Genomic DNA, 26,090 nt, shown 5'->3' on the forward strand with positions numbered 1-26,090 from the left:
GGCTGGGCGCGCGCTGCTGGCGGCCGGCACCATCTCGGTGGCAGAGATCGCCCGGCGCCTCGGGATCTCGCGCTACACCTTCTACAGCTACTTTCCGCGCGCGCGGGCGAGCAGCCAGCGCGGTCAGGGGTGAGGGCGATGCCGATCCGGCGCGAGCACCGCTTCTTCTACCCGATCGACTGGCCCCAGCTCTCGGCCGTGATCCGGTTCCGCAGGGCAGGGGGCTGCTGCGAGGGCTGCGGTCGCCCGCACGGGCAGCGCATCTACTGCCTCGACGATGGTCGCTGGTGGGACGCGTCCGTGGGCGCTTGGCGCGACGGGGAGGGGAGACCGTCCAAGGTCCTGCCGAGCGTCGAGGAGTTGGCCGGCGCCCGAACGACCCGCGTGGTCCTCGCCACCGCTCATCGCGATCACGACACCGCCAACAACACGGACGCGAACCTCGCTGCCTTCTGCCAGAGATGTCACATGAACCACGATCGGCCTGAACATCGGCGGCGGCGGTGGGCCACGCTGTTCCGGAGGAGGGCAATGGGTGACCTGTTCCGGGGGCCGTACGTCTGACAGCAAGCTCATCGTGCAAAGCTTGAGCGAGCTATTCACGTGGCGCGGATACGCGGGCCGCACCTCCTGACGAGCCCAGCGAAACGTGCGGAGGTCCGCTGGAGCATCCTGAGCAGCGCGGCCTAATACTTCTGAGGTACGGTCTTGTACTTTGTACGCAGCCGTACGGGAACTAAAGCTGGACAGTTAACGGAGCCAGACCTATACGGTTGACGTCTCTGATTTGCCGGCAATACTCAAAGCACAAATCAGATGGTCTAAAGACAGCTTTCCCGTATCAGCCAAACAGGAAAAGCAATGGCGCTGTACTTCTTTGACTTCCATGATCACGACAACTCGTTCACCGATGACGAGGCGGCGGAGTTCGCGGACATCAAGGCTGTCTCAGAGGAAGCGTTGCGCGCGCTGTGCGAGATCGTGGCTGATCAACCGCACCGATACGCTGACCAGATGCCTCGGATGACGGTTCGCGACGGCACCGGCAAAGCCGTATTGGCCGTGACGCTAACTGCATCGACCACATGGCTTAAGGACGAGACGCCCGCCGGTATCGCGGCCTGACGGCCTCGCGCACTCACACGGCCGCACTCACCGAGACAGCAGCCACGGCGGAGCGGTTGCTCCACTCCGTCGTCAGCGTTTTCTGCAGACTGCGTGCGGTCGGCCCAGCGCGTCTCCGGCTGAGATGCAGATAGGCCGGGTCGAATTCGGCAAAGATTTGCAGCCGCGCGAGATCTGGCACGTGCAGGATGGGCCGGCCGAAGGTGATTAGCTGGCTCGCGCGCAGGGATTGCAGAACTCGATTGAGGTGCACGAACGAGATCCCGGCCGTGTCGGCCAGATCAACCTGCGACAGGCCCAGGTCAATGCTGTTCTCGCGCACCTGACCCACAACCTCCATCCGCGCGAACAGCTCACAGAAAAGGTGAGCGACTCGCTTTTCCGCTGGGCGGCTATCGTTGACGAGCCATTCGCGGGCAATGCTCAACTCTGTCAGCGTCAGCCAGGCGAGTGCGCGAGCGATGCCGGGGTGATCGTCAGCCAGGCTCTGGAGCGCCGAGCGGGGGATCTCGGCCACGTTGCAGGCTGTGAGGGTGCAGAGCCGCCAGTCCGACGGGCAGAGCGGGGACGTGTGTACGTCCGAGAGGTCGCCCGGCACAAGGTAGGAGACGATCCTGCGCGTTCCGCTAGGCAGGGTCTTATACCGGCAGGCGATGCCAGTCTGAACAAGATGCACGACATCGAATGGTCGAGCCGAAATGAGTTCTTGTCGGGCAGCGACGGATTTTGAGCCAACGATGACCCGCAGCAACGCGGCCTGCTCATCTTCTGAGAGCCGGGCGACATCTGAGAGCCTAAGGAGCAGCGGATTACTCATGGGCGTCGAATGTGTACAAATTGCTACGATAAGCAATCCTCCTTGTTCAACAATTCGGCACTTTGCACTTAATCTAGGTTACTCACTTTGGGGTATGTCGGTCATAAGATGTGAACGCGGCAGACAGCCTGACTTGTCCTTCCTGGGTTCAGACCTGGGCGGGGGGCGGACCGCGTGCGGCCACCTTGCGCAATTCGTACGTTTCTGAGCAGGAACCGTCGAACCGTCGCCCGTTTCACAAACATGCGCTGTTTCGGATCAGAAAGAACTACGAGCTTGCGAAAGATTCTCGTGCATGCTTGCGCTATCTTCTTGGCCGAGCTGAACATCAACTATGTACACGCTCAAGACATTGTACCAAGCTGCGGCGAATGCAGGAAAATTTGCAAGGAAGCACGTCTTAAGGTTAAGGTTTTCTGCTGCAAGGCCAACGGAGGCACGCACGATGGCCTGTATACTTGTATGAGCCTAAAGGACAATACGAGTTACGCTCTTTGCCTCAAAGGAGGAGAGCAAGACGAGATAACTTGCTGGAACGAATGCGAGGCGACGGTGTGTAGGTGAGCCTGTCCGAGAGGCCGGCACCAAAACCGCGCCAACGGCCGTCGTCCGGGTTTACGCAGCTTCGAGGCATGGTCCTGCATGACTGGGGTGCAGGTGTCGCTGTCCGCCCAACCGTAGCTCGCGCTGATCGTTCCGGCCACGCTGATTTATGCTGGGTGGCGGGAGGGTAACGCCGCGTTCGATCAGCGGCTGTCACCCACCCCCCGGTCCTCCTAACGGCTCAGCCTTCGCCGGAGAGGCCGTTAACCCACCTCCTGTAAGTGCGGGCTCAGGTCTGTCCTGCAACAAGCCATTCTCGTGATCGGCGCTCCCAAGCTACCGGATCTCGCCACCCTCGTGGTGGACGATAGCCTCTACATCCGTCGCATCCTGCGCGACATGCTCCTGCGGGTCGGCATCCGGCGCGTGCTGGAGGCGCCGGATGGGGCAGAAGCACTGGGCGTACTGGCCGAGAGCAAGCCGGACCTCGTCATCCTGGACTGGGATCTCGCGATCCTCTCAGGCGAGGAGTTCATCCGCCTCACGCGCGACTTCTCCACCTCGCCCTGCCCAACCGTGCCGCTCATCCTGATGTTGGCCCAGCCGCGCAAGGATCGGGTCGAGCGCGCCGTGCGGCTGGGCGTCAACGAGGTCATCGCAAAGCCGTTCTCGCCCAAGACGCTATGGTCGCGCTTGGATGAAGTAATCAACCGACCCCGGCCTTACACGCAGGTCAAGAGCCTGCTCATCCCGCAGGCGCGCAAGCCCAGCAATGCTCTTGCCGCGTAAGGGATCTCAGTTGGTCGCCAGCCGCTCAAAGATCGCATTGGCCGCCAGAAAAATCAGGGCTGCGAGCACTCCAAAAATCAGCGCGACGAGAATGGGTTGGCGCAGCATGGCAGGCCACCTTGGCCAGGGCGGCCGACGAGGCCGCTAACAAATGGTGAAGGGCACCGCCCGGCGGCCGTGGCAGGATCGGTTTTCCAAAGCGATTTGCAGGGGGCTGCGATGCTGACGGAGTTGCTGAAAAGCGGCTGGCTGCAGGGCCTACCGTATCGTCTGGGGCTGCTGGCCTTGCCAGAGAGTACCTCGGAGCCGTTGCAAGACGTCGATCCGATCCGCCGAGCGGCTGCCGACGGCAAGCAGCACCCAACGACCCGTGATTTCATCCTGATGGCTCAGGCAGCACGGCGCGCCGCTTCGTATCGGTAGCCCTTGTCCGGAGCATGGGCGGCCGAGGTCGCAGGATAGGGCAAACCACTGCGTTCCGGAGGGGAAATCTGCGCCCACATTAGTCCCACGGACCCCCAGAGTGCCATCGCGGCTCTGAATGGCCAAGTGCTCGACCTCCAGGCAGAACGCGACGCATGGCAGGCACAGGCGACGTGTCTCTCGGCTCGGGTCCGGCTGGTCGGGTGAGGATGACGCAGGACGCGCTCTACAACGCAATTGCACCTCGGCTGGCAAACCGCTGCGCTTACGGCTTCGGGCAGGGCCAAGCGTCTGTCAGAGCGGAGCGCACCAGAGCATCTGGCCTCTCCCCCTTCGGTGCGGGCCTCCTCGCCTGAAGCCGCCCACAAACCGCTTCTCTCATCTGCTCGGGTCGGATCTTTCCTGGCGGGCAGAATGAGGTGGGATTTGATCCTACCTGTGCCGATTGGCTGATCACGCGAGTGATGTAAGCCGTGCCCGAGATGAACTCGTCACTGTCGGATGCGACTGCACAGAAGCGCCGAAGGCCGGTCGCATCGGTGATCTGGGCATAGGCTGCGCTCGGCACACTGATGACACCACAGAACAAAACAACGCGCAGCATCAACCGGCCCTCCGGAATGGCCACCAGCCACGGCGTGCCACAGGCGTTTCAACATTCCCGGCTGGAACAGGGGTGTCACACCTTAGGTCATCACGCCGTAATCCAAATGTATACCCGCCGATATCTTCGGATCGACGAGACCATGATTTTCAGGGCTCTCCGAGAAGCCCATCAAGACGGTCGGGCGATCAAAAGAGCCCTCAGCGAGATGCTGCAGCCAGTATGCATTCCCGACAGCATCAGGCGCCCGGCCGAGGACGTTGGCATACAACGCTGTCACGAAGGCCTGATTTGACGTGCTCGCACCATAAAGCTGCGTGAACTCAGGCGAAGCGATGAAGTTGGCTGCCGTGTCGTGGAGGCTGACGCCATGGTCCAGACGGTTCACGTGCCAAGAGAGGCCAGACGTATCAGGTGTGCGGTGTAGGGCTGCTTGATAGAGCCTATATGCCTGACCAGCGTTGCCTTGCAGGTCAAAGGCGACCTCGCCGTCTGAGAACACCAGCCGCTGAACGTTGACGAGCGTGTCGCTTCCGTCACGACCGGCAACGGTGTCAGCAGCAACAATGCCGCCGCCCCCAGCGGAGATGCTGTATGACGACCGAGCGCCACTAAGGATATATGTATTTATTCCTCCACTGCCATCAATGTAATTGTTTGCCGAATTTCCGTTTATGACGTCGTTACCAGTACCCCCAACGGCATTTTCGATGATCGTGCCATTGGCAATCTTCATGAACGACAAACTGCTGCCGTCCAGTCGAGCGGCGCCGCCGATGCCTGGAGTAAGTGAGATGCGCATCGGCGCGCTCATGTTAGATGTGCCGAGCGCGTCGCCTCCGCCGACGTCATAAATTGAGTGGCCGGCACCGTCGTCTACGAAATTGTAGTAGGTGTCGCCCGCCCCTGTGTTGGGGTTGGCGCCATAGATCGATTGCAGAGCAGCAATGTCGATGACGCCGGGAGTGGCGAGGTAACCTTTCGCGATCGTCGCACCGGCTGGCGTTCCGTAGCTCATGGCCGTGAAGTACGGCTGGTCGAAAGCCGCGATGCCGGCCTGAGTGAATGTTGGATGGCCGGTGCCACCGTTATCAAAAGGATGCTTCAGGCCAAGCGTGTGGCCGACTTCATGCAGGATAGTCGCGAACACCTGTGAGCCAGGATCATGCGCAGCGAGCGCCTGAGCACTGAAGTCCGCGTTGAACCATATGTCACCATCGGCCTTCGGGTAATCGGTTCGCGAGAGGCCATAGCTGGCCAGAAGGTTGTTGGTGAGGTTGGTGTTCGGGAAAAAACCTACCGCCTCAACGTTCAGGCCGCGCAAGATGGTGCTGTCGCCAAGTGTGAACGACATGTCGGCCGGAGCGTTTCTCACGTCGCTGGAATGCCCCAGGTAGACGAAGTGGATGTTGGCGACAGCCTCGATTGTGGCCAGAGCAGGCGCGATCACAGAAGCAACGAATGCCGGATCAGCCCATGAGTAGAACGGGTTGTCGGCCACATCCCACGTGATTGTCCTCGAAGCATCGAGTTGCCAGTAGGAACCGTTAGTGAGAGCGTCGATGTTTGTTCCGGTCAGGGGCCGCAGAGTTGTTGACGGGACAGCCATCGCGATTGCACTCTCTTAAGGCGCGCAGCCATTCCGCCTCGCCAATTCTGTGTGTCGACCGAAGCACGGCTTTTGGTCAACCTCGCCAGTCCGTTTTCCTACCTTAATTGAGCGGCGCTAGCGATCCTCAGGCTTGAGCGATTGCAGGCATTCGCGATCAGGGCGTCACTCAGAACCGCGAGATAACATGCGTAGTTTGCCGCACGCACAAGGCTACGTCCCCTCTGGCGACTTCGCGCGGCTGTGGCAGGCTGATGATCCCTTGCGTAAGCAAACCTCCGGCGCTGCCTTAAGGCGGCGCCTTTTTGTGCGGCGGCTCTGAGGCGGACGGGGTTCTGGGGGCCGGTGAGCCAAGCTCCCCCTCCGGCCCTCCAGAATGGCCCTCAGGCATCCTGACACCCCCAACGCGAGGGCCTCAGCAAAACAACCGCCAGTGTGGTTTGCGGTTCACTGTACGCGGGAGAGAAAGGAAGTTAACAAGGGCTTACTAAATCAGCCGCGGGGGCGGGCGATGCAGGAAGCCGGGACCTACAACATCTTCCAGCGCACACGACAGCCGTCCCTGCGCTGCGCGGTGCTCCAGAGCCGGCCCGTTCCTGCTTTCATCCAGGGAGAGACCTGGGAGTTCGCCGGCACCACCGCCGATGAAGCAGGCATGCCGCTGGGCTTCCAGTCGGAGGCGGCCGATGAGGCGACGCGGCTCGCCGGCTACTACCTGTTTCAGAGCCTGCCCGCGGGCGTCATTGCCCTGCGTGAGGGCTGGCCACCGCCGCTTGCTCGATCTCTGACCTGTTCTGACGGCATCGGCGTGTAGGGCTGTGGGGCATGATCACAGCAGGTACGCCGTAGAGCCGGCTCACCGGCTCCGCCACGATGGTGAACTCGCTCGTCCACGGGATCTGCCGGATCATGCCGAGGACGCGCCCGAGCCTGTCCTCCAGGCGCCACGTGCCGCCGGCCGATTGGACCGACCCGACCGGGGTGACCACCACGTCCATGGTCACGCCTCCGAACACACGACAGTCAGTCCTTCAGGTTGTGATCGAGTTCGCAGACGCTGCCCGTGTGCTGCTCGATGGCCGCCAAGGCGGCGTCGAGGGAGGCGTGATGGGCGGGCATGCCGTAGAGCGGGCTCTCCGGCTCCGCCACGATGGTGAACGTGTCCGTCCCGGCGGTTTTCCGGATTGCGCCGAGGGGCGCCCCGCGCCGGTCGGTGAGCGACCACGTGTCCCCGTCGCTCACGGGCGTAACAACCACGTCCATGCCCGCCCTCGAACGCACGATAACAAATCGTCTGGCGTTCGGACCGGGGCGTCAAGCGGCGGCAAACGGCTCCTCGGAGCGCGGCGGCGCGACCGCCCGCGTCCGGGGGCAGAGCCCCTGCGCCCCCATCAGCATTCCATGGCGCGTTGACATCCAGTGCCTAGAGCTCACTGAAGCGTAAGCTGGAGACCTAGGTCAAGCGCACGCCACCGGAGGGTATCTGGGGCAGCAGCAAGTACTGCTCCGCGCCAGAATGTGGCGAGAATATGTCGCAGAACTATTGAAAAGAAAATGAATGAGCCTGCGATAGGTCGGCAGCGCACTGGGGCCAGGAAGACCCTGCCGGTGGAATGTTCACATCATGTGAACTCTGAAAAATTTGCGAAAGAGGCACACGAAGACGCAGAGACGTCTTGACGTCGCGATTCGAACAATGCTACAAGCTTAACGCTGCCGCTCTTGCGGACGCAAACGAGCGGGACTCGCCAGTTAGCAGCTGGCGGCCCGCTCGTCGCTAAACAGATGATCGGGGCATCTTTCCCTGACCCGGTCATTTTTGGATCACCAACCATCACGAAGGTGCCCACGCCGTCTGTGCGGCTATCTGCTTTATATACTCCCTGGCCATAGACGTCAATACATCACGCTGAAAGCATGATGTACTGGCAGCGCTATGGAATCTGCGGGGGTATAAACCAGATCGCATCCGGCTTGCGTGAGCACTCTAGGATCTAGAATGACTCATATGACCAGCCAAAACATTAAGCAATCTTTTACAACGCGCGATGCAACCCGGTTTTACCATCCCGCCGAGCTTCGTGATCTCGATTGGGCAGCCGCGTACGCGCGTCGCTGCAAGGCCTCAATCCGCCTGTATGGCAAGCGCCACGGCGTTGCCTGGCTCGTCCGTGGGCGAACCGTTGTGAGCGCGCCCGCCTTGCAAATGCTGCTGTCGGGCGACCATGCCGCACTCGAGCACTGGCGCCGTGGCGACGTCGCTCACCCGGACGTGCGCACCTACTATGAGCGCCTGAACATCGCCCTTCCCGCCACCGCAGCGACGGCAGGGTAAGCAGCCATGGAACAGAGCTTCTCAAGCCGCGAGGGCAACTTCGCGGAGGACTTTGACGCGCCTGAAGTGGAGGTAATCACTCTCGATTTTGCCGACGTCCCGCCTCCTCAGATGCATGCGCAGGCGCGAGCCAGTGAGTACGTCTTGACCAAGGATGCACAGCGGGCCGTCGAGGGCCGGGAGACCGAGATCCTTGATGGCCTCGGCATTGATTGGCGGAAGCGCCCGCACACCGATTGCCCCTATCCTGATCACGGCGGCAAGAAGGATTGGCGCTGGGATCCTCGCAAGCAGAAAGCCTTTTGCACCTGCGCCAAGGCGCACTCAATCTTCGACGTGCTCGCCAAGATCAGGGGCTGCGACTTCGACGCCGCCAAAATCCAATGTGTCGAGATGCTCAGCCGGACGGACCTGATCAAAGCCAAGGGTGCAAACGGTAGCAAGGCGCCCAGCAAGAGCGATCCGGACAGCCTGCTTAATCCGCCGGACGAATGGCGAGATGACAGCCTGCCGCGTGCTTACCTCGCGCACCGCCTGAAGGTCGAGCCTGGGGCCGTGCCGATGCCCGCAACCCGAGCCGTCGGCATAACCGCGCACGCCTACTACGACGCGCCGGCTGGCAAAGAGAAGCCCAAGCATGTTGGGGATTATCCCTGTGCAGTCTTCCAGAGCGTAGGCGAGGGCCAGCGTCGGCACGCACATCGCATCTACCTCGCGCCTCGCGGGGCTGGGAAGGCCGATCTCGGCTTACGAGCTGATGGCGAAGCCCGCGATCCGAAGAAGAGCGCCAGGGTTCCGGAGCCTGCCCCGGGCTTCACCCGAGAGAGCATCTCGGGTCTATGTGTGGTGTGGGGCGACACCGTTGCGGCGCCGCACTGGATCCTCGCGGAAGGCATCGAAACCTCGGCGGCCATCGCCCTTGCCTTCAAAGAGGAAATCGAGCGCGCCGAGATCGTGATTGCGTCCGCGATCAGCGCGAACGGCGTCGCGGCGTTCACACCGTGGGGCGCCACCAAGTGCGTAACCGTTGCAGCCGATCGTGACGAGGCCGGCAAAAACGGTGGCCTCGGCAGCCGGGCGGGTGAGACCGCTGCGCGCGAACTGGGCATTCGCGTGAACGAGCGTGTTGCGGTCGCTATCGCGATGCCGGGTGAAGCGAACACCAAGATCGACTGGCTCGACATCTTCCTAAAGCACGGCCCCGAGGCGGTGCGCACCGGCATCCTGGCGGCCGAGCCCTTCACTGCAACCGCCGCAGAGGTGAGCGAGGGGCGTGAGAAGGTCGAGGCTGCTCGTGCCCTCCAGCAGGTCAGGCGGGATTACCCGCTCCCGACCGGAGGTGGGGTGCGGCTCGACTATGAGGCCATAAAGGGCGGCGCAATCCACCTGTGCAAGTACGTGAAGGTGAATGACGAGGGCGGAGAGCGCTTCGTTCCGGTATCCGCCGCATCGCCGGTCGGCATTACCGCCCGTCTGCTCTTCGTCGACGATGGCGATACGTATGGGCTCCGCATCGTTGTGCAGGACATGAACGGCCACCGCCGGCCGATTGATGTCTCTCGCTCGGCATTCGCGAAAATGGGCGCATCTGAAACGCGGGCCATGCTTCTGGGGGCCGGCATGCGCTCGTTTGCACCCGACGGTGAGATGCTGGTCATCGGGGCGATGAAGGCGGCCGAGCCGACGAACGAGATCGCGGTCGTGTCCAAGCCCGGCTGGCACACTCTGGCTGGGGTCGAAGACCGCATCTTCGTCTGTCCCGACGGGCAGGTCATCGGCGCGCCGGACGGGCAGCAGCCGGAGCTGTCCGTTAATGCGCAAATCAGCCCGGTTATCGCCCGGGGTGGCACCCTGCAGGGCTGGCAAGCGGCCGTTGCCGTGGCAGTCCTGGTCCCCGGCTGTGAGCATTGGGTGATCGGCGCCGCCGCGGGGTTTGCGGGCTGCCTCATCTCCCTCACGGGGCTCGACACCTGCGGGATCAACTTCTCCGGCCTGACCACGAGCGGCAAGACGACTGCGCAGCGTCTCGGCGTCTCGGCGTGGTCGAAGGCCGCGAGCGACCACCCCGACAGCCTCCTGAAGACGGCGCGGGCCACCGTAAACGGCACCGAGTTGATGGCGTCCCGCTCGACCGGGACCATCCTCGCGATGGATGAGCTGGCGCACGTCAACGGCAAGGAGGTGGGCAAGATCGTCTACGGCCTCGCCAGCGGTACCGGCAAAACCCGCATGTCGGAGAACGCCACGCAGAAGCGCGGCTACAACTGGGCCACGCACGTGGTCCTGTCTTCCGAGAAGTCGCTGGAGGAAAAGATCACGGGCGACGGCGGGGAGTTCACGCCCGGCATGGCTGTTCGCATCCCGGATATCGACGTCACGGGCGTGAACCGCGACGTGGATCGGGAAACCCTCGAAAAGATTGATGCCGTGCGTCGCAACTACGGGCACGCCGGTCCCGCCTTTGTTCAGGCGTTGGTCGCGGAGGGGCTGCACCGCGATCCAGAACAGATCCGCGCCGGCGTGCGTCTCTACCAGGACACTCTCGCGGGGACGGACGCGGGCAGCGCGATGAAACGCGCCGCGGAGCCCTTCGCGATCCTGATGGTCGCCGGGGAGATGGCGCGGGAGTTCGGCCTTCTGCCGCGAGAGACCAACATCGGGGGCGCGATCCGTTGGGCTTGGCGGCGGTTTCAGAAGAGCTCGGATGCCGTGGCGCTCGACCCGAAGGCGCAGGTAGTTGCCAGCATCAGGGCGTGGATCGCGGAGCGTTGGGGCTCGTCCATTCATCCGACGGTGTCCGATGAGGCATCGAGGGTGCCCTTTAGGGATGCGGTCGGCTGGTACGACGGCAAGGCGGTCTACATTCCGGCACACCGGATCATGGAGGCAAGCGGGAACGTCCTGAAGGAGACGGAGGTCGCCAGGGCTCTCAACGAGATGGGCTTCATCGTGGCCCAGAAGGACAGGGAGCACCTCTCCGTCGGCTACATCCCGGGGATCAGGCAGAAACTGAAGGCTTACGCCCTCTGCCGCACCGAGTTCGGTCGGGGGTGAGGCAGATGGACCTGTCAGCTCTTTTTGCCCGGGGAGTCGCGGCGCTTGAGGCGCCGGAGCCTGAATTTCCCGGCATTTCCCTTCTCCCGGAACCGGACCGGGAAAGACAACCAATTGATTATAAAGAGATTTCCCGAACTTCCCGGACTTCCCGGCTGGAGAATGCCAACCACGACCCGATCGTTCAAAATGGCGATCGGATCCACGCTTGGGTACACGCGAGCCCAATTGGGACCGCGCGTAGTGGCACGCCTTCAAGGAACCGGGAAAAACGGGAAATCCGGGAAAAGCCCTCAGGATCAGATACTTCCATTTCCCGGCTTCCTTTTTCTAACCGGGAAATGTCGGGAAATGGGGCGGGCACTCCGGCCTTGCCGGCCATTCTCCAAGCTGCCCTCGCCGTCGACGCCGACCTGCAGGCACTCTTCGACGAGCGGGCCGGCATCCTCGAATACGATGGGGGCCTCTCCCGCGCGGAGGCTGAAGCCCGCGCCGCCGCCGAGATCCGGCCCCGCATCCAGGCTCTCAAGCGGCAACTCGCACCCCTGCCGAGCGGATCAGGCTTGGAGCTCTGGCGCGCGGGAATGGCCCGGCTCTCTCCGCATCAGCGACCATGCCCCGGCTACCGCGCGGGCGAGTGGATCGACGTTCACGAGAACGCCCTCGCCTTTCTCGACACCTTCAGCGAGGAGGCAGAGAGGTTGGGCTGGACGACGGCCGAGCTGTTCGGGGTTCATCCGTCCCTCGGCACCACACGGGTCGACCATTGCGGCGCTCTAGTCCTCAGCGTCGGCGGTCGCGTCCGTCTCCTTACGGCTGACGAAATCCGGTTCGAGCGCCTCACGTACCGTAGGAAGACTGGCCAGCCGCAGGGTGCGCCGATCTGGGAGTTTGTGCCCGAGACGATCGTCAAGCCAGCCGCGCCACTGCGGCTCATTGATATCGACTGCGAGTCCGAACCCCTGTTCTAGCTCGACCAATCGCACCCAACTCCGTCCCGACGGCATCACCAGCACCAATGAGCTCACAGCGGGATCGTGACGGTCTGGCCTGTGCGTGGATCGAGGATCACCATGGCGGCCCCCTGAACTCGTGCGAGCCAGAAGTTCGCGCGGCTAAGCAGGCGAAATCTCGGCAGTTTCACAGCTCTGTTCGGATCTGGTTAGCGCTCCCTTAACCTCTTCGCCCCGACGCTGAGCTGCCTGCCGCGGACTGCCCCCGCAGAAGCGACGGGCTGACCCTGTCAGCTGCCTTGGACATCCGGCCAGCGGGGTCGTGCTGGCGCTCTGCAGCACGGCGGCTCTGCCGGTCGCTAGCACTGCGCCTTATTCCATTCGCCGTTGCAGGTCCAAATTCCTAGGCGGTTCAGAACGTTCGGCGGCACTCTGAATTAACGCCAAATTTCCTGTGCTTTCCTAGTGACTTAGCTTGCCATTGCCTGCCCTGGAGGTGCAATCCTCCAAAGAAGCTTGGGAGTGGGGGCATGCGCTGGGTCTCGGTGGTCGCGCGGATTGCGGCTGTGTCGGTCTCTCTGCAACTGGCTCATGCCGAGGACAGGCTGCCAGCCCCGAGGCCTAAACCCGATCCGCTCAAGTTCATCTACGAGGGTGGCGACGCGGAGAGGCACTGCAAGCCGCTGGCCGAGTGGTACGAGGCAGGAATGAAGGGCAGCGCCCCTGCAACCGCTGCCCCTTGCTCCAAGTGGCTCCAGATCGCCACTGCTCGCTACTGCGCCGACTTCGACACGACACGCACGCCGAGGCTAATCAGGACCTTTCTGAACCTCAGGCGCAACGGCATGTTCGACGGCGCCTTCGATCCGGATGCCCTTCGTCTCACGCTGATCGGCCAGGGCTGCGAGAAGAACACCGACTACGAGCTCAGCAACAGCATCAAGCGCCAGCCGAATGTGAGCCTCGGCTTTGCGCGGCTGATGAATGAGGGCGGCGAGCACAAGATCGCAGCCTTTTATCTGCGCCCGCTCGCTGCAGACGGGAATGCGGTTGCGCAGCACAATCTCGGCGTCCTGCTCTCGACCGGTCGCGGCGGTATCCAGGACTATGACGGCGCTCAGGGCTTCTTCCGGATGGCGGCCAGCAAGGGCTACGCACCCTCGATGTACTCCCTCGCGATCGTCTTCACGAAGGGCGAGGGCGTGAAGCCCGATCCCGTCGAGGCATACAAGTGGCTGGAACTCGCCCACCGCGCCCTCCAGAAGCCCGGAGTGGCTGACGAGCCAGGCCTACGAGAGACGGTCGAGAATGGTCGGGCAAAGCTGAAGGAGGCTTTGCCGTCCCAGGCTGTCGAAGCCGCTATGTGGCGGGCGGATCACTGGCAGGACGAAAGCCCAGGCAAAGCCGCTGCAACGAGGACTCTGTCGGAGTTGAAGAACCTCAATCGCTTCAATGAGCTGTGCCAGCCTTACGCGAACATCGACGCGAACATTCGGCAGGTCGATGAGCTGTTCCAGAAAGAGGCGATAGAGGAAAAAGGCACGCTGGTGGCCTGCATCACGATGATCGAGGCCGGGCGCATGGAGAAGAACTGCACCGACCGGCTGCCGGTCATCAGCGAAATCCTCTTCTACACCAAGGGCTTCGGTCTGGATGAAAAGATCGCCAGCGGCGTACCGGCAGACGGAGCTGTGAAGACGGCCCTGGTTGTAGGCGGCTACTGCACGCCTTTGGCTCCTCAGGAGAAGGAGACCCTCGCCGTGTTCGAGCGGATGCGGAAGGCTTATCAGGAGCGCACGCCGATCAAGCTGGCGAAGGCTGAACCCGCAGATGTGGCTCCTCCACTAAGCTCGCTGTCTGTCACCCTGCCGGCGCCGAATGCATCCGCGGCTGACGCACCGCTGAGTGGCCGGGACTTCCTGGCCAGCTGGCGATCTCGCATCGGGCAGCATGTTACCCTTGGTCCCTGCACCCTGAGCCCTCCGGGGCCGTCCGGCATCCAGTGCACATTCTACAACGGAGCCAAGGAGGTAGGCGTCGTGATGCTGCTTGGCGGGAACAGCATCGATCCCGGCAGCGAGTTCTGGGCGCGCGAGAACTGCGAGAAGCCAACGTCACCGACGACCTGCACCGTGGAGGTCAGCGGCGTGGTGACCGCGACCGAGATGGGCGCCACCCTGACCCAAGGGAAGATCCGGCATGACATCGCGCCTGTTCCGGCGCCAGTGGCTGTGGAACCGACCGTTCCTGCTCCTCCGCCGGTTGAGAAATCCGACGCTGAGCGGCGCCGTGAGATCCTCCCCTTCGTCCGAGCAGCTTCGGACTGCGTTGCTCGAGCTGTTGCCGGTGACGAGAACCGGGCAGCGGCGCTGCAATCGCTCCAATGGGCCTCTTCAAAAACTGGCGGGCAGATTGGTCCCGTGCATCAATGCCTGTTTGCCATCAATGACATGATCACTGCGCACGACCGCATCTACGGCGCTGGGACGGGACAAGCCTTCTACGAAGGCGCCTACCTGAAAGACCTTCCACGCGCCGTGGCAACGAGGCTTGGGCGCTGACTGTGGAGGACGCGAGGTGTGCCCTGGGCCGCTGGGACACACTTGGCTTGATATGCGGCCCCAACGGACGAAAAAAGGACCAAGAAGGGCGAACCACAACGGGCGGAACAACAAGCGGCCCATGTGGTCTCTGTCGGGTGAAGCTACGTGTTCGGGGGAGGGGAGTCGTGGACCATAGCGTTGAACAGCCAGCTGCTGAGTTCAGCGTCATCGTCGGTCCGAATGGAACCCCACAGTTGCACGTCAAGATACGAGATAAAGCCATACCGATCGACATCACGCCGAAGCAGGCCGGCGAATTGGGTCAGGCACTTCTGGCGACGAGTGTGATTTTCGCACCGAACACGCCCCTCCCGCCGGTTGGGTATAAAGTCGAGAAACTCCATTTGCCGGTGGCTGGGTACAGGGCTGGCACAGTCAATAACCACGCGTGGCCAGTTCTGGATGTCGTCTTGCATGGAGGAGCCAATTTCGTGCTGCGATTCGCAGCGGAAAATGCCGATGCTTGCGGCAAAGACTTACAAAAAGTGGCAAGCCTCGCACACCAAAATGCTCAAAGCTCTCATCCGCAACAGACGTGACGGTTTTTTCTCGTCCGGCCGAACGGGAACTAACGAGACTATTTCGGCTACACCAGTCACCACTGAGCGGCGCCCTGGAATCTGCTTCGATATCGGATAAGCCCCGCCCAGTTCCGGCGGGGCATTTTTGCGCCCAGTGGAGAAATCGCCAGGGGCGTTGAACAAGGGCCCTGCCCTCCGGTTGGCCGGATGAGGGCGCGAGCCTTCAGGACATGAAAGTCTCCCCAATTCAGCATCTGAGCAGGCCCCGTCCCTTCCTCCCGAGGGGCGGGGCTTCCTGTTTGGGCGCGTGCCTGGATTGGCTGCGGGGCGAAGCGCCTCATTGCGGGGCGCCGGGCAGGCTCGCCAGTGCAGCTGGGGCCCGGCCGCGCTTCGGTGAGGGGGCACGCCAGAAGCGCGGCCAGGACGCTGACAGGTCGGAACGAAGCGAGTCGTCAACGCGCATTTACGCTCGTTCCGGTCCAACTTACCTTCAAGCTCGCGTGCGGAAGCTGACCATCGAAAGCGCTGGGCTCGCAGGCTGATAGTGCCGGCGGTGCAGAGCTCTGTCGGAACGATCCTGCACCGCCGGCCAGCCAGCGGTTGCCCCCTCAGCTCCCGCCGACTGCATGCCCCCGCAATATGAGGGCGGTGGCCAATCAGAGCCGTTGGGGCGCGCGCAGCATTGCTGTGGGTTAATCGCACCTGCTGTTAGGAGTTGTGCAGCGCCCAGCGTTTGAAGCGGACGGACAGCAGCGGCCGGGCGAGCAGGCTCGATACCCTGCAGGCCGCAGGCACAACGAGCGGCATCACCGAGATGCTCCAAGCTTCCAGAAGGGGCGCGCCGTTGCCGACGCGCCAGTCTTTGGAGGTTGACGCCCGCTCTCTGGGTCAGAGCAGACTGGCAGCTCATACGGCCGAGCTTGCCCCCACACATCCCCCATTTGCAGGAGAGCAGGTCACGACCGCGTGAACGATCTCAGCCGCGGTCGGGCCGCACCCGCGCCCCCTCACGTCCGCCGGGCGTCAGTCACATCCCGGTAAGTGGCCACAGCAAGGGCGGCCGGAGGCTGCTCGCACCCGTGACAGCGCACTCGTCGCGCGACTAAGCGCGAACCTTTTTCGTCGAGGTCTGTTGTCCTTGTGAACCTTCGGGTTCGTTCCTCTAATGATTAACGGGGAGCCGGCCGACACATGTCGACCGGCTCTTCGTTTGTTGCCTGTGCTGTGACGTGCAGCAGAAAGCCCGCCGCGGCGCAAGCCGGGCAGGCTCTCGAACGTGGTGGCGTGGCTCAGCAGCCGTCGTCTTTCTGTCCAAGCTGCTGATTTGCACCCGCATTGTTCATCGCGCCGACCGTGCCGGGCGAGGCGGGCTGCTGGCCGCCAGCGAGGTTCTTGCTTCCCGGATCCGCGTTCCCGGCCTGCTTGCCCTGGCTGTTTGAGTCGTCCTTCTGCCCTGTCATCTGGTTGGCGCCAACGTTGTTCATGGCCCCGACCGTTCCTGGCGACGCCGGTTGTTGGCCGCCAGCAAGGTTCTTGCTCGACCTGTCGACGTCGGAACTCTTGTCGTTCATGGCTTGGTCGTTGGGGCTCTTGCCCTTCGTCGAGCCCGTATTGCAGGGCGCAGCGAGAGTTGAACCGGCCGTCAGGGCCAAGATGGCGGCAGCGCCGATGAGCTGTGAGACCTTCATCGCGTGTTCCTCCGGTGATTATTGACGGGGAACAAATCGCCAGAATCCTGTTGGGGTTCCATCAGGGGGAAGAACAGTATGTCCGCTTCTTCGAACAGCCTCGTGCCTTGACTGCATGGGTTCGGCCTACATCCCGACCAGCTCAGCTTGGACCTCGACGAGGTACTCGGTGAGCCTACGGGCGACGGCAGGGTCAGTGGATTGGACCCAGACCGGGGCCGGGAGCGCAGTTGCGGGAAGCCGGCGCAGGATTGTCTCAACCGCCTGAGCAGCTTTCCTCTCGGACGAGAAGGCCAAGAGCCGCGCGCCCTGGGGCGTGCCGATCATGATGGCGATGTCGGCCATGGCCTACCAACAACACGCAGTCCCTCGTTCGTTCGCCCAAACTGTGGCCCTTCTGGCCCCGATGGAAGCCGAAAACGCCCTGGTCTCGTAGACTGTTTTTCTTCTCTGCCCGGCAACCATGAAGCGCCGATCTGGCTTGAGTAGCCCCGGCGAGTGAGTAACAGCCCCTGCGGCTGCTGTGCTCGGTCGACGGGAAGTGGATCAGACGAGGCAAGAGCCGTGGGAAAAGGACGGCCTGCGGGCTTTGGCAATGACGTGGTCAAGGGCCAAGCCGTCTCGCCCTGCGCTCGCCGGGTTCTCGACGTCCTCACGCGTGAGTTCGCCACCGCCTTCCAGATTGCCGTGCGAGCTCGCCTGCCGACGCGGGCCCGGGCAGCCATCGCGCACCAGATGTGTGAGGCCTTGGAGCGACAAGGCTTGGCCGAGCGTGACGGCTCGCCGGACTGCCCACGGTGGCGGATTGCGGCGACCAGAACGGACAGGCTGCTCCTGCCTCCCTGAGCGACCACTCCCGTCACCCATCTGAGTGCTTGCTGCGGCTACGGCTGGGAGTAGCGTAGACCTCAACGACATAAGGAAACGCGGGGGGGCGCCGAGGAAGCTCGCCCTCATGATCCGCCAGATCAGACGCAGGTGCCTACCTCTCTCGGGCAGCCTGCCTGAATGGCAAGGTCGAGCAACCTCTGAGCCAGAAGAACCGCCGTAGGAGCGTCGACGGCAGAGGCATCGGCTCCGACTTGCCGGACAAGCTCGGGCTTGGCCAGGAAAATAGGCCCACCAACCATAACGCCGATCGCTCTGTTGCAGGACGCCTCGCGCACACTCTGGATGGCTTCAGTTAAGCGGGGGACATGCGTCTCGCAGCTGAGCGTCAGCCCAACCACTCCAAACCATTGAGATTGGACCAGTTCGACGATCTGCTGCGGGGTCGCGTCCATTGCGCCCACGACCTGCCAGCCGGCTTTGCGCAGGAACCGATCAACGAGTGCAACCCCGAAGGTATGCTGCTCTCCGGGTGCGCCCATCAGGAGAACCCGGCGCCGGTCGTTCGTTGGAACGATCTCGCTGTCAGTCCGGAAGGTGGACAGAAGGACCTGAAGGCGCGCAAGCCCGATCGTTACCTCGATGAAATCGCAAAGGTCCTCATCCCAGAGGTGGCCGAGCAGGGCCGCTGACGGGGCCAGCAGATCGAGAAACAGTCCGTCGGTCGAGTAGCCCTTGGCCAGCAATCCCGTGAAGGCGTCCAACACGGGGGCAGCATCCTGACCGAGGATCATGGCGGTGAACTCGGCGACCATCTCCGTGTCAGGCTTTAGCGCGGGTCCGGATAGCTCCTGTGCGGCCGCAGGGTGGAGCAGGCGCAGCCGAGGGATGATCTCGGTCCGCACGACCTTGCTCAAGGCGAGGTGACGCTCGCGTGCCTCTTGGGCGGCACGCCTGCGCGCATAAACTCTGCGGATATCGGCAGCTTCAGGAGGCTCGGCTGTCAGCAGGTCCGCCCACTTAAGGGCAGGCGCAGCAAGGTTCTGCATCTTCCCCCTCCCGCGGACTTATCCTTGACAGCGCCGTGGATCGGCCGAGCGGCACGCAATTATATTGCGCATAAGAACGATGAGCGAGCTTGATGTAAAGCTAGACAGTTGGCCGCATGAGCGCGGCGACGCTCCGCCAGAGCCTTCGGTCGCAAGCAGGCCGAAACCCCACCGGCCCCTAGTTTGGCTTGCGGAATAGGTAGCTGTTGGACCGCGGCAGTTCAGATTTGTCCGCTTCGCCCTGCGGCAGAGGGCTCCGCACTGGGACCGGTATTGGCCGTCCTTCGCGTCTTCGGAGCAGGTGTTCCAAGCGCTGCTGCCACCCCCCGGGCTGTGCAGGAGGCGACAGTTCGAGGCCCTGCTTCGTCCAGTAGAGATCCAGGATCATGAGGACGATCCAAGGCCCGGCGATACCCAGGAAGAACGCCATTGCTCCCACCATCTCCTGCACGCTGCTCGCAGCTCAGCGACGAAGGATAGAACCCGCCCTTGAACTCTCAACATTGACGGGATCCGGAGCGCCCAGTGCGTCATTCGCATTGCTCGAACTCGCGCCCATCCTGGCGAGTTGGTTTCGCAAAACACGGGAGGAACGCGCGATGAGCGGGTTCTGGCTTTGCGACACGCCGCAGGGTGCGTTTCGCATCGAGATGATGTGCCTGGCGAACACGCAGCGCTTCGTCATCCTTTTCGAGGACGAGCCGCTTGGCTGCTGCGATACGGCAGAGGCCGCCCTCACCCGTCTGGTGCGTGGCGAGACCTACAAGCCGTCCTGCGGGCTCGACATCAAGCTTCTGGCGCCGCCACCAACCCTCTCTGGCTGGGTCTATGCAGCGCCACCGCGGCAGGGCTGATGCGATAATCCTCGCGCTATCAATCTGGGGGCGAGCGATGTAGTGGGCCGGAAACATCCCGCCAGGTTGTTCTATGCCTTCACCTCAGTTCGCTTCCTCGGCATGATCGGGTCGAACAACGGTCGCGTCTCCGAGCCAATGCACGACAGCCTTCAGGTTCTGGAAGGTGTGCTCTGTCTTAGTGAAGGGGTGGGGCCACTTCAGCGGGTGCCGTTCATCGAGCAACTCGACGCTCCAGCGCTTCGTGCCTCCTTGAGCATCCACCTCCCGCACGATGCTGCCCATCACCTCCCCGTCGAGCAGAAGGTCGTAGCTGCCGGGTGCAAGGTGATCGAGCGTGTAGGGCATGGATGTTCTGGGCCTGTGAGATACCAACCCACCGCTCATGCCCTGCGGTTCCGCGGCAGGCGGGAATTGACCGCCTGACTGGCAGCGATCAGCGCCAGCACGAAGCTCAGGCCAGCAGCCAGCCCTCCCAGCACGATGACCTCGAGTTCCAGAGTGAACACAGACCCGCTGAGGCGCACGAGCGGCCAGAGGATGAGGAGCAACATCCCGGCTGGCGGGAAGAGCATCAGCGCGTAGACGGGAACAATCAGCCAGCGTGGCATCGGCTCATCCCATCAGGATCGTGGCGATGACCTGCTTGGCCCGCTCCAGGTCCAACTGCGCCTCAGCTGCGGCAGCCTCGGCCTGAGCCAGCCTATGCACGGCCTGCAGGAGCGGCGAGCCCTTCGTCATCGTGGCGAGCGCATCCACGGCCTCCTGATCGACCTCGACGAGAGCAGAGGCATCGCCGAGCAGCAGCGCGATCCGGTGCTCACAGTGGCGGCCCTCGCTGCCGTCCGGGCAGGTGCAGGTGAAGCGCACGCCACGGCCGGTGTGCGTCGCTTCCATCCGATGCACGTCGGCGCTGTCGGCGGCACGCACAGAAAACACCAAGGCTGACATCGCGGCTCCCGCTTGCGCGCCGTTCGTCAAAGCGTCCGGCCGCATGACCTCATGACATGGCTTTCACCGGCTCTGCCACCCGCGCCGATTCTCGTGAGCCTCTGCCCTGAAGGCGACCCTGCCGTTCCGGCAGCTTCTTGAACGGTTCTGCTGGCCTCGTTGTCCCCGGAGTTAACACCCTCGTATCCGTGGGGTGCAGGCTTTTGCACCCTCCCCCCTTGGCCGTGGTTCCACGGACACGGCGCAGCCAGGCTTGCCACTCGCGACTGATGATCCGGATCAGGTTCGGATCGCTCCGGCGGCCCTGATGCCGACGCTCCTGGATGGTCAGCAGCCCGTCACCCTCGGCAAGCCGGATGGCGCTCTGGGCCAAGCGCCGGCACACCCCTGCCCTCGCGGCGATGGCATCGATGCAGAGCCCGCACACGCCCTTCTCGGCCACCTCGTCGGCGACGATGCGCAGGACGGCGAGTTCCCCGGTGGTGAAGCGGGCAGCCAGGGCCGGCGGCATCGGGCCGGAGCAGGCCAGCAAGCGGCGCCTGTCGCGGGAGGCGATCCGGTCGGGCGAGGAGGGCCGCTTGCGAGGCGGAAACAGGCTCATACGGCCGGCAGGGACGCCCACGGGCACGATCCCGGCCCGGATGCTGCTCCGGCGCTCGTGCAGCCGCTCAGCGAGGCTCTGAGCGCCCGCATCGTCCACGGCACCGGAAGCATGCGCCTGCCACACTTGGCGGGACAGCTCGTCCATCTGCGCCAGCGTTCGGGCGCCTGCGATGGCAGCCCCCATCGTCTCGCGAAACATCGCTCACAGCCCTCTCGGGCCGCGTCAAAGCAGGAGCACGCACGGCATGCGCACCCGGCAAAAGACAAAGCGCCATCGTCTCGGGAAGCGAACCCGATTGACTCCTGAGCGGAGCTATGATGTCTGGGGAGTTGCATACTGGTCCCCGGACCTCATCGATTTCGACGGCCTCATTCCTGCCAGGGAGTGGGGCCGTTGGCGTTTTGGGCTTAGGTCTTCGTCGCGGCGGTCTCCTTCTCCGGCTCACGACTCGCAGGAACGAGCCTGCCGGACATGCCATGTCGCGTGGCGGGGACGGTTAAGTCAACGCTGGGAGCGGCGTGGCATGCGGTGGGCGCTGCTCAGTCTCGTCCTCGGCTTGGCGCCCGCTTCTGCGTTCGCGATGTGCACGTGTGAGTGCATTGACGGTGCGGTGCAGGCGCTGTGCGACAGCAGCGATGAAGTTGCGCCCCTCTGCCCGGCTCGGGTCTGTCCGGCTGCTCCGCAATAGTCTACTGTGAACAAATCCTAGTCAGGCAGGATCGACGTTGAGCATGCTCACCACAGGCAACCAGCTTCGGGCTGCGCGCTCGCTCGTTGGTATGGATCAAGGCACTCTCGCAGAGCGAGCTGGCGTGAATATCAACACCATCGGCGCGATGGAGAAGCGAGGAGCTGCCGGCTTGGTCAGCGGCCTCGACAAGATCCAAGCCGTGATGCGAGCGCTTGAGGCGGAGGGCGTCGAGTTCCTCAACCACGGCCGCCCGGGCGTCCGCCTGCGCGAGCCCACACCGGGGTGAAACCCATGCGCCAGATCGGCACCTTCGCTCTTCAGATCGAACCCGCAACGACCACGACACCTACCCGCGTCTCGGTGGTCGTTTCCGGCGCTCCTCAGGACGAGCAGGCGGTGCTGCATCTCACGCCGGACTGCGTGACCCTTGATGAACTGGAAGGGCAGATCAACGGCCTGCAGGACGAACTCGACCTGTTGCGCGCCGAGGCGCGGCGCGCTTTCGCGGACAATGCTGGCCACGCCTGACATCGCGCTTACCGGCCCTCATCCCCGCACGCGGGGCGCCAGGTTTGCTCTCGGGCTCCATAGCCAGCGCTACAAAGAGTCAAATGTACGTTTGGCCCCATGACCATGTGTTCAATGGGACATCTGTTTCGATGGCTTTTTGGCCTTGCGGTTATGCGTCCGCTCGTACTGGCGGCTTTTTGGCCACGTGGATCGGTGGGCATTTGGGCGCTCGGACGACGGGCCAAGATAACAAATGGTCGGTGGTTCAACCGGCCAGCAGGCCGTTCGGACGCTGGGCCGCCAAGCCGCCTGGTCCTTCGTTCTGACGGCCAATCGCATTTACGGTTTCTTGAACATTCGCCTGCTAGGCCGACCGGACGATTGGGCGCCCGTCCAGGCGGCCAAGGGAATGGAGGGACCCATGGCGGTCGTAAGCATCTGTTCCACGAAGGGTGGCGTGGGCAAGACGACGCTGGTGATCTGCCTGGCGGACGCCTTCGCACGGCAGGGGGGAAGCGTCGTGATCCTCGACGCCGATCCTAACGGGCACGTCGCTGCCTGGCGCGAGATGGCCGGTAGCGAAACGAAGGTCGATGTGATCCCGGGTGTGACCGAGGGCACCATCCAGGCGCATATTGAGGAGGCATCGTCGCGCTACTCGATAGTCCTCGTGGATCTGGAAGGCGCGGCATCGCAATCGGTGACCTATGCCATAGCTTGGAGCGATCTCGTCCTGATGCCGACGAAGACAAGCGGCATGGATCTCCAGGAGCTGTACCGGACCTACGCTGTGGTTCAGCGCACAGAAAAGGCGCTGCGTCGGCAGATTGCCGCGAGGGCGGTGTTCTCGCAGATCCCAGCTCTCAAAAATCGCGTGTCGAGCCACGCGCGCGGCCTAGTAGCAGGGAAGGGCATCCCTGCGCTGACGACTGAAATCCTGCATCGGCCCTCGGCGTACCAAGCCATGCACTTCACTGGCGTCACCCCAGCTCATCCGGATGGGGACGCCAAGGCCGCTCAGGAGGTCAGGGCAACCTTGAGCGAAATTCTGGAGATCCTCGACCGCGAAAAGCAGGCAGCCTGATTACATGACCGCCGACAAGCCACGCCCGCTCGGTCCGGCGCCGGAGCCCAAGCTTCGCCCTGACCCGGAAGCGATGAAACGGTTGATGGCCGAAGCCTCTGAACTGGGCGGCTTTACCCGTCCCTCAGGAGCATCTGATGCTGGACTGCCGAATTTAGGTGAGGTGGTTCAGGTCAAGGCGGAGAACGGCCCAGCGAAGCCGTCCCGGAGGCGATCTGAGCCGCCCCGAGATCACTCCGCGCCAAAGGGCGGCGTCCTGAAGTGTGATGTTGGGGACGAGCTGTTCGAAGAGTTGCGCGTCGCCGCCGTCCGTCGCCGCGTTACCGTCAAGTACCTTCTCGTCGAGGCGCTAGCTGCTCAGGGTTATCGACACGCCGACCTGAATTCTGTTCCGAAGGACGGGCGACGAGATCGGTAGGGCAGGGCATCGGCCTGAGAGGCAAGGCACGGGAGGCTCAAGGCTAACCGCCCACAAAGTCTCAGGAACCGGCCGACCGGACCACAGCCTTCATGCCGGCCGCCGCGCATCGCCCCTCGCAGATTAGTAGCCCGCCCCGCTGCCGGCTTGAGACACAGCCGGCGGGGGGCTCTCGTCATGAAACGAGAAAGAGCCAGCCGATGATCAGGCGAGCAAGGCTCCCACTCCCGATCATCGATCAGCTCTCGTGTGCCAGAAGGGTCCGGCACGATTGCGAGACCATAGGCTCGCGGGCGAACGCCATCCGTGCGCTGGCTCACATCGATGCGGAAGTCGAGGGCGGCGGCACCGAGCCAACCGCCCTCAGTGATTGGAAGTTATACCGGCAACGGGCGTCCACCGGCAGGCCAAGCTTAGCGTCAGACAGAGGGTGCGCAACAGCAGCCTGCGTACGCGCCAGGGATGAGCATGCAGGGAAAGGCGAGGGCGGCGGCACGAAGCCGACCGCCCCCAGTCGATCGAGACAAACTGCAGTGGGCCGGTCGACGTGATCCACCGCATGGGCAGCGTGGATGGCACCACCGGCCCAAATGAGGCGACTGGAGCACTGTACGGTTCCTGCCAAGCAGGCAGGGCCTGTCGCAAACTCTGGCGCGGGCCGCAGGAGAGGCCGGATCGGCCCCGTTTTCACGCTTTGTTAACCGCTGGAAGTCCGGAGCAGACCGCGAGCAGTTGGTTCTGCTCACAGACCGTCCACGTGCCAGAGAAGCCGAAGCCCTTGCGCAGCCACAGCATCGCTTCGAAACCCTGGATGGTGCGCCGGGCCGTGTGGAAGGAGCGAAAGCCACCGATCCGGGGCATGTTCTTCTTCAGACGGAAGTGGTCGCTCTCGATGCCTTGCTGAAGATGCTTGGTGACGTAGTGCACTGGGGTTCGCGCCAGCAGGCCAGCCTTCCTGCTGGCTGTAATGGCGGGCGGATACGGACCCGCTGCATCTGTGCCGACCCGGTCTGGCGCCAAGAGCGGCTGGTCCTCCAGCATCTTACGGAAGGAGCGTTTGGCGGCCTCAAGATCGCGCTTGGCAGTGAGCAGGAAGTCGACAGGCGTGCCGTGCTTGTCGACGGCGCGGTAGAGGTAGCGCCACTCACCGCGAACCCGGATGTATGTCTCGTCGACCCGGATCGAGCCGCAGTGCGGCTTGCAAAAGTGCCGCAAGCGCTTCTCGATCAGCGGAGCGTAGGCGAGTACCCAGCGGTTGAGGGTGCTGTGGTCCACCTCGACACCGCGCTCTAGGAACAGCTCCTCGATGTCGCGGTAGCTCAGTGGGTATCGCAGGTACCAGGAGACGGCCTGAACGATCAGAGTGGCCTCAAAGTTCCGGCCCTTGAAGTCGGCCTTGGACCGGCGCTTCAGCTTGAGGGCGAGGGCGTTGAGGACCATGGGCCGGCTCCGAGGCGGAGGCGGCAAGCTGGGCGAGCATGGCTAACGAGCCGTGAACGCCGGGCATTCGCGTTTGCGACATGTGTGGACGCCCCTTTAGGAGCAAGAGAAATCTTCAAGAGCGGTGTGGCACGTGGTCGGGTGCTGACATGTGTGCGGCCTTTGATGCGGCTCACACGCCGCAGGCCCGGATGGGAGTTCGCGGATCAGGTCCAATGCACGCCCACGCGCTCGAGGCGCCTGTCGCAAAGCTGGTTTTCCCGACCCCGTCTCGGTGACCGTTGCGCCATCCCTCTCCTGTGACCCTCCCACGCCTCGACAGCCTCGCGGTCGTGGCGACGCCTACACCGCCGCAACCGGAGCTCGATAAATCCCACCGCGCGCCAGCAGCGCCCAGACGATGCGGGCCATCTTGTTGGCCAACGCCACCCGCACCAGCATCGGCGGCTTGCGGGCGAGCATGCGCCCCAGCCACGAGCCAGCCGGGACGCCCTTACGCGCGGCCCAGCGTGCCACCGCGCTGGCACCGATGATCAGCAAGCGCCGAAGGGTGCGCTCGCCCATTCTGGATGTCCGGCCGAGCCGCTCCTTGCCCCC

At 63.4% G+C, this 26,090-nt stretch carries 28 protein-coding genes and 1 pseudogene; 16 read left to right on the plus strand and 13 right to left on the minus strand.

From position 1 onward, the window contains the following. From WDW90_RS24640 to WDW90_RS24650, 3 genes are all read left to right on the plus strand, one after another. On the plus strand, positions 1-133 hold a 133-nt coding region (locus tag WDW90_RS24640; RefSeq protein WP_336490147.1), incomplete at its 5' end, for a helix-turn-helix domain-containing protein. 5 nt (positions 134-138) lie between these two features. Beyond that, the gene (locus tag WDW90_RS24645) at positions 139-564 is read left to right on the plus strand and encodes a hypothetical protein (RefSeq protein ID WP_336490119.1); all 426 of its coding nucleotides are present in this window, start codon (positions 139-141) and stop codon (positions 562-564) included. A 297-nt stretch (positions 565-861) separates the two neighbouring features. Further along, positions 862-1,125 carry a DUF6894 family protein gene (locus WDW90_RS24650; RefSeq protein WP_336490120.1) on the plus strand — a complete coding sequence of 88 codons (264 nt, stop codon included), beginning with the start codon at positions 862-864 and terminating at the stop codon, positions 1,123-1,125. 13 nt (positions 1,126-1,138) lie between these two features. On the opposite strand, the gene WDW90_RS24655 is transcribed toward WDW90_RS24650, so the two are convergent. Next, positions 1,139-1,942 (minus strand): Crp/Fnr family transcriptional regulator, encoded by an 804-nt coding sequence (locus WDW90_RS24655; RefSeq protein WP_336490121.1) that lies wholly within the window; start codon positions 1,940-1,942, stop codon positions 1,139-1,141. Positions 1,943-2,803: 861 nt separating this feature from the next. Here WDW90_RS24655 and WDW90_RS24660 point away from each other — a divergent pair. Both WDW90_RS24660 and WDW90_RS24665 read left to right on the plus strand, forming a co-directional pair. Beyond that, a complete protein-coding gene (locus WDW90_RS24660) occupies positions 2,804-3,274 on the plus strand; it encodes a response regulator (protein ID WP_336490122.1) in 471 nt (156 codons plus the stop codon). 219 nt (positions 3,275-3,493) lie between these two features. Further along, positions 3,494-3,697, plus strand: a complete 204-nt coding sequence (locus WDW90_RS24665) for a hypothetical protein (RefSeq protein WP_336490123.1) — start codon at positions 3,494-3,496, stop codon at positions 3,695-3,697. A gap of 265 nt (positions 3,698-3,962) precedes the next feature. On the opposite strand, the gene WDW90_RS40830 is transcribed toward WDW90_RS24665, so the two are convergent. Together WDW90_RS40830 and WDW90_RS24670 are read right to left on the minus strand one after the other, a co-directional pair. After that, complete coding sequence (locus tag WDW90_RS40830; RefSeq protein ID WP_431311116.1) at positions 3,963-4,301, minus strand: Rap1a/Tai family immunity protein; 339 nt, start codon at positions 4,299-4,301, stop codon at positions 3,963-3,965. An 82-nt stretch (positions 4,302-4,383) separates the two neighbouring features. Further along, positions 4,384-5,802 (minus strand): DUF4214 domain-containing protein, encoded by a 1,419-nt coding sequence (locus WDW90_RS24670; RefSeq protein WP_336490124.1) that lies wholly within the window; start codon positions 5,800-5,802, stop codon positions 4,384-4,386. 619 nt (positions 5,803-6,421) lie between these two features. Between WDW90_RS24670 and WDW90_RS24675 the strand changes: the two genes are divergently transcribed. Beyond that, complete coding sequence (locus WDW90_RS24675; protein WP_336490125.1) at positions 6,422-6,724, plus strand: hypothetical protein; 303 nt, start codon at positions 6,422-6,424, stop codon at positions 6,722-6,724. 209 nt (positions 6,725-6,933) lie between these two features. Here the strand turns inward: WDW90_RS24675 and WDW90_RS24680 are convergent, their stop codons facing one another. Then, positions 6,934-7,173, minus strand: coding sequence for a hypothetical protein (locus WDW90_RS24680; RefSeq protein ID WP_336490126.1), 240 nt, complete (start codon positions 7,171-7,173; stop codon positions 6,934-6,936). 736 nt (positions 7,174-7,909) lie between these two features. On the opposite strand from WDW90_RS24680, the gene WDW90_RS24685 reads away from it, so the two are divergent. From WDW90_RS24685 to WDW90_RS24705, 5 genes are all read left to right on the plus strand, one after another. After that, positions 7,910-8,245: a hypothetical protein gene (locus tag WDW90_RS24685; RefSeq protein WP_336490127.1), complete on the plus strand. Its 336-nt coding sequence runs from the start codon at positions 7,910-7,912 to the stop codon at positions 8,243-8,245. Positions 8,246-8,251: 6 nt separating this feature from the next. After that, entirely contained in the window at positions 8,252-11,299 is a 3,048-nt protein-coding gene (locus WDW90_RS24690; protein WP_336490128.1) for a DUF927 domain-containing protein, read from the plus strand. Positions 11,300-11,304: 5 nt separating this feature from the next. Continuing rightward, on the plus strand, positions 11,305-12,270 hold the full coding sequence (locus tag WDW90_RS24695; protein WP_336490129.1) for a hypothetical protein: 966 nt from the start codon (positions 11,305-11,307) through the stop codon (positions 12,268-12,270). Positions 12,271-12,782: 512 nt separating this feature from the next. After that, positions 12,783-14,813 (plus strand): tetratricopeptide repeat protein, encoded by a 2,031-nt coding sequence (locus WDW90_RS24700; protein WP_336490130.1) that lies wholly within the window; start codon positions 12,783-12,785, stop codon positions 14,811-14,813. A gap of 167 nt (positions 14,814-14,980) precedes the next feature. Then, positions 14,981-15,394 carry a hypothetical protein gene (locus WDW90_RS24705; RefSeq protein ID WP_336490131.1) on the plus strand — a complete coding sequence of 138 codons (414 nt, stop codon included), beginning with the start codon at positions 14,981-14,983 and terminating at the stop codon, positions 15,392-15,394. A gap of 1,271 nt (positions 15,395-16,665) precedes the next feature. Here the strand turns inward: WDW90_RS24705 and WDW90_RS24710 are convergent. The 3 genes from WDW90_RS24710 to WDW90_RS24720 form a co-directional block, all read right to left on the minus strand. Beyond that, entirely contained in the window at positions 16,666-17,064 is a 399-nt protein-coding gene (locus WDW90_RS24710) for an exopolysaccharide production protein YjbE (protein ID WP_336490132.1), read from the minus strand. A gap of 126 nt (positions 17,065-17,190) precedes the next feature. Beyond that, a complete protein-coding gene (locus WDW90_RS24715; protein ID WP_336490133.1) occupies positions 17,191-17,409 on the minus strand; it encodes a hypothetical protein in 219 nt (72 codons plus the stop codon). A 623-nt stretch (positions 17,410-18,032) separates the two neighbouring features. Next, a complete protein-coding gene (locus WDW90_RS24720) occupies positions 18,033-18,941 on the minus strand; it encodes a cobalamin B12-binding domain-containing protein (RefSeq protein ID WP_336490134.1) in 909 nt (302 codons plus the stop codon). A gap of 386 nt (positions 18,942-19,327) precedes the next feature. Between WDW90_RS24720 and WDW90_RS24725 the strand changes: the two genes are divergently transcribed. Next, positions 19,328-19,795, plus strand: a complete 468-nt coding sequence (locus WDW90_RS24725) for a hypothetical protein (RefSeq protein ID WP_336490136.1) — start codon at positions 19,328-19,330, stop codon at positions 19,793-19,795. 84 nt (positions 19,796-19,879) lie between these two features. Here WDW90_RS24725 and WDW90_RS24730 read toward each other — a convergent pair whose 3' ends face one another. The 4 genes from WDW90_RS24730 to WDW90_RS24745 are packed head-to-tail and all read right to left on the minus strand — an operon-like array spanning position 19,880 to position 21,548. Then, positions 19,880-20,143, minus strand: a complete 264-nt coding sequence (locus WDW90_RS24730; RefSeq protein WP_336490137.1) for a hypothetical protein — start codon at positions 20,141-20,143, stop codon at positions 19,880-19,882. A gap of 35 nt (positions 20,144-20,178) precedes the next feature. Further along, positions 20,179-20,406, minus strand: coding sequence for a hypothetical protein (locus WDW90_RS24735; RefSeq protein ID WP_336490139.1), 228 nt, complete (start codon positions 20,404-20,406; stop codon positions 20,179-20,181). Between the two features lie 4 nt (positions 20,407-20,410). Then, positions 20,411-20,746: a calcium-binding EGF-like domain-containing protein gene (locus WDW90_RS24740; protein WP_336490140.1), complete on the minus strand. Its 336-nt coding sequence runs from the start codon at positions 20,744-20,746 to the stop codon at positions 20,411-20,413. A 49-nt stretch (positions 20,747-20,795) separates the two neighbouring features. Then, a complete protein-coding gene (locus tag WDW90_RS24745; RefSeq protein ID WP_336490141.1) occupies positions 20,796-21,548 on the minus strand; it encodes a hypothetical protein in 753 nt (250 codons plus the stop codon). A gap of 614 nt (positions 21,549-22,162) precedes the next feature. On the opposite strand from WDW90_RS24745, the gene WDW90_RS24750 reads away from it, so the two are divergent. From WDW90_RS24750 to WDW90_RS24765, 4 genes are all read left to right on the plus strand, one after another. Then, the gene (locus tag WDW90_RS24750) at positions 22,163-22,327 is read left to right on the plus strand and encodes a hypothetical protein (protein ID WP_336490142.1); all 165 of its coding nucleotides are present in this window, start codon (positions 22,163-22,165) and stop codon (positions 22,325-22,327) included. Positions 22,328-22,332: 5 nt separating this feature from the next. Beyond that, positions 22,333-22,569, plus strand: a complete 237-nt coding sequence (locus WDW90_RS24755) for a hypothetical protein (protein ID WP_336490143.1) — start codon at positions 22,333-22,335, stop codon at positions 22,567-22,569. Between the two features lie 403 nt (positions 22,570-22,972). Then, entirely contained in the window at positions 22,973-23,635 is a 663-nt protein-coding gene (locus WDW90_RS24760) for an AAA family ATPase (RefSeq protein ID WP_336490144.1), read from the plus strand. Between the two features lie 4 nt (positions 23,636-23,639). Then, positions 23,640-24,053, plus strand: a complete 414-nt coding sequence (locus tag WDW90_RS24765; protein ID WP_336490145.1) for a hypothetical protein — start codon at positions 23,640-23,642, stop codon at positions 24,051-24,053. Between the two features lie 687 nt (positions 24,054-24,740). Here WDW90_RS24765 and WDW90_RS24770 read toward each other — a convergent pair. Together WDW90_RS24770 and WDW90_RS24775 are read right to left on the minus strand one after the other, a co-directional pair. Next, the gene (locus WDW90_RS24770) at positions 24,741-25,493 is read right to left on the minus strand and encodes an IS6 family transposase (protein ID WP_336490146.1); all 753 of its coding nucleotides are present in this window, start codon (positions 25,491-25,493) and stop codon (positions 24,741-24,743) included. Positions 25,494-25,835: 342 nt separating this feature from the next. Next, a pseudogene (locus WDW90_RS24775) lies at positions 25,836-26,090 on the minus strand (IS110 family transposase); the annotation flags it as partial.

Source organism: Methylobacterium nigriterrae (genome assembly GCF_037106235.1).
Taxonomy (GTDB): domain Bacteria; phylum Pseudomonadota; class Alphaproteobacteria; order Rhizobiales; family Beijerinckiaceae; genus Methylobacterium; species Methylobacterium nigriterrae.